Raw genomic sequence first — 2959 nt, 5'->3', positions numbered from 1 at the left:
GCCCCCGCCTCCGCGATCCCGCCGCCGCCACCCGCCGCGCCGGCCGCGGATCCCGCGCCGGCGGGCCCGGCCGCGTTCCGGCTGTCCGACCCGCGGGTCATCGCGCACTACAGCCACGAGGACGGGCAGACCCCCGAGAACATCGCGCTCGACCCCGACGGCTCCGCGTACCTGACCTTCGCGCTCGCCCGGCAGGTCGCGCACGCCGACACCGGCGGACACACCCGGGTCATCGCCACCCTCCCCGAGGCGGCGCCGGCGCGCACCCCGGGCACGGGCGCCGCGGCCGTCACCGGGATCGTGCGCACGCACGACGGCAGCCTGTACGTCCCGTACGTCACCGGCACCGACCGGACCGGCATCCACCGGGTCCGCCCCGACGGCACCGTCGGGCTCTTCGCCCGCCTGCCCGCCGACGGCCACGCCAACGGCCTCGCCCTCGACAAGCGCCACGGCCTCCTCTACGCGGCCGACTCGCGCCTCGGCACCGTCTGGCGGATCTCCCTCCACGACGCCTCCGTGACCGCCTGGGCCGCGGGCGCCCCGCTGGAGCCGCTCACCTCGGCCGGCGCCAACGGCATCAAGGTGCACCACGGCGCCGTGTGGGTCTCCAACTCCGACCGCGGCACCCTGCTGCGGATCCCCGTCCGGGAGGACGGCACGGCCGGCGCCGTCGAAACCCACGCCACCGGGCTCGCCGGGATCGACGACTTCGCGTTCGCCGGGGACGGCAGGACGGTCGTCGCCGCGCTGCCCGCCTCCGACGAGGTGGTCCTCGTACGGGCCGACGGGACCCGCGCCACCCTGCTGACGCGGCGGGACGGGATCTCCGGCCCGACGTCCGTCGCGGTCCGGGACGGCAGGGTGTACGTGGCGAGCGCGTCCTCCCTGGCCAGCGACAAGGACCCGAACCTGCTGGTCGCCTCCATCGAGGGCGCCGGCCGCGGCGAAGGGGCCGCCGCGGGCCCCGGCGCGGCGCACAGCGGGGCGGCCGCGGCGGGCGCCGACGAGGCCGCCGCGCGATAGCGGCCCGGCCCGCGGCGGCGCCGGATCCCGCCGCCCGCGATCCGGGCGGCGCCGGACCACGGCCCCCGCCCCGCCGCCCCCCGGGGATCAGGCTCCGGCGCCGCCCCCGGGGATCAGGCTCCGGCGGCGGCCGCGTCGTCCATGCCGGCGAGGACCAGCGGCAGCCGGGCCGCGCCGCCCTCCGCCACCTTCAGCGGAACCCCCCAGTCCTGCTGGTGCACGTGGCACGCGGGGTACTCGTTGGCCGGGTCGTCGTCGCAGGACGCCGCCATCGCCGACACGTGCAGCACGCCCTCGGCGACCTCCGGGTTCAGGGCCAGCTCGCGGAACAGGTCCGTGCCCGCGCCCTCGCCCGACAGCAGCAGCTCCGGCGGGGTCGACGACACCAGCAGCCGCGTCGACGGCCCGTAGCGGGTGTCGAGCTTCTGCCCGCTCGGCGCCTGGAAGACCACGTCCAGCCGCAGCGTGCCCGGCGCGACCTCGGTCGCCGCCCGCTGCGTCCGGTGCGCGACCGCCTCCACGCGCACGGCCTCCTCCGGCAGGCGCAGCCGGGTCAGCCGGTGCCGGGCCGACTCGACGACCACGATGTCCTCGCCGGCGAGGACCGCGCCGCTGGGCTCGCGCAGGTCGGTCGCGAGCGTCGTGACCCGGCCGGTCGCCGGGTCGAAGCGGCGCAGCGCGTGGTTGTAGGTGTCGCACACGGCGACCGACCCGTCGGGCAGGGCCGTCACACCGAGGGGGTGCTGGAGCAGGGCCTGCGCGGCGTCGCCGTCGCGGTGGCCGAAGTCGAACAGGCCGGTGCCGACCGCGGTCCGCAGCACGTAGCCGTCGCCGTCCTCGGCGCGCTCGACGTAGCGGAGGGCACTGTTCTCGGAGTCGGCCACCCACAGCCGGTCCCCCGCCGCGGCGAGGCCCGACGGCTGCGCGAGCCAGGCCTCGGCGGCCGGCCCGTCGAGGAGCCCCTCACTGGTCGTGCCCGCGGCGACGGCCACGGTGCCGGTGGCGGGGTCCCACGTCCACAGCTGGTGGACGCCCGCCATCGCGATCCACACCCGGTCCTGCCACCAGGCCACGTCCCACGGCGAGGACAGGTCCACCTCCAGGGCCGGGCCGGAGGCCGGCGAGCCCTGCCACCACTGGCGGCCGGTCCCGGCGACGGTCTCCACGGCCCCGGTGGCCGGATCGTACGTGCGCAGCGCGTGGTTGACGGTGTCGGCGACGACGACCTTCCCGTCGGGCAGCAGCGCCAGGCCCTGGGGCTCGCTGAAGGCGTCCGGCCCGAAGCCGCGCTCACCGCTGCCGATGCGCCGGACGACGGTCTCGCCGTCCGGGGCCAGCTCGACGAGCCGGTGCCGCGTCGAGTCGGATACCAGCAGGTTCCCCGACGGCAGCACGAGCGCCTTCCCGGGGAACCGCAGCTCGCCCGCGACCGGCTCGGGCGCCACGTACGGGCCGTCCCCGCGCCGCAGCGTGCCCTTGGCGGCGTGCTCGGCCTCCAGCTCCTCGACGAGCCGCTCGATGGCATGCGCATGCCCCTCGCCGGCGTGCTGGGCGACGATGTACCCCTCGGGGTCGATCACGACGAGCGTCGGCCAGGCCCGCACGGCGTACTGCCGCCAGGTCGCGAGCTCGGGGTCGTCGAGGACGGGGTGGTGCACCTCGTACCGCTCCACGGCGTCGACGACGGCGGCGTGCTCGGCCTCGTGCACGAACTTCGGCGAGTGCACCCCGATGACGACGACGGTGTCGCGGTGCTTCTCCTCCAGCTCGCGGAGCTCGTCGAGGACGTGGAGGCAGTTGATGCAGCAGAACGTCCAGAAGTCCACAACAACGCACTTACCTCGCAGGTCGGCGAGGGTGAGCTCTTTGCCGCCGGTGTTCAGCCATCCGCCCTTGCCGATCAGCTCGGGGGCGCGGACACGGGCACGGCGGG

2 protein-coding genes are annotated in these 2959 nt (G+C 76.7%); one reads left to right on the top strand and one right to left on the bottom strand.

What is annotated here, in order from left to right; translation table 11 throughout:
- A partial coding sequence (locus EF903_RS31080; RefSeq protein WP_185902924.1) for a hypothetical protein occupies positions 1-1026 on the top strand: 1026 nt, incomplete at its 5' end.
- A gap of 113 nt (positions 1027-1139) precedes the next feature.
- Here EF903_RS31080 and EF903_RS31075 read toward each other — a convergent pair.
- Positions 1140-2959 (bottom strand): NHL domain-containing thioredoxin family protein (locus EF903_RS31075; protein WP_125548317.1); only part of this gene is annotated, 1820 nt, incomplete at its 5' end.

The organism is Streptomyces sp. WAC05292, from assembly GCF_003949955.1.
Classification (GTDB): Bacteria; Actinomycetota; Actinomycetes; order Streptomycetales; family Streptomycetaceae; genus Streptomyces; species Streptomyces globosus.
This window is presented reverse-complemented; position numbering and strand designations above follow the sequence as displayed.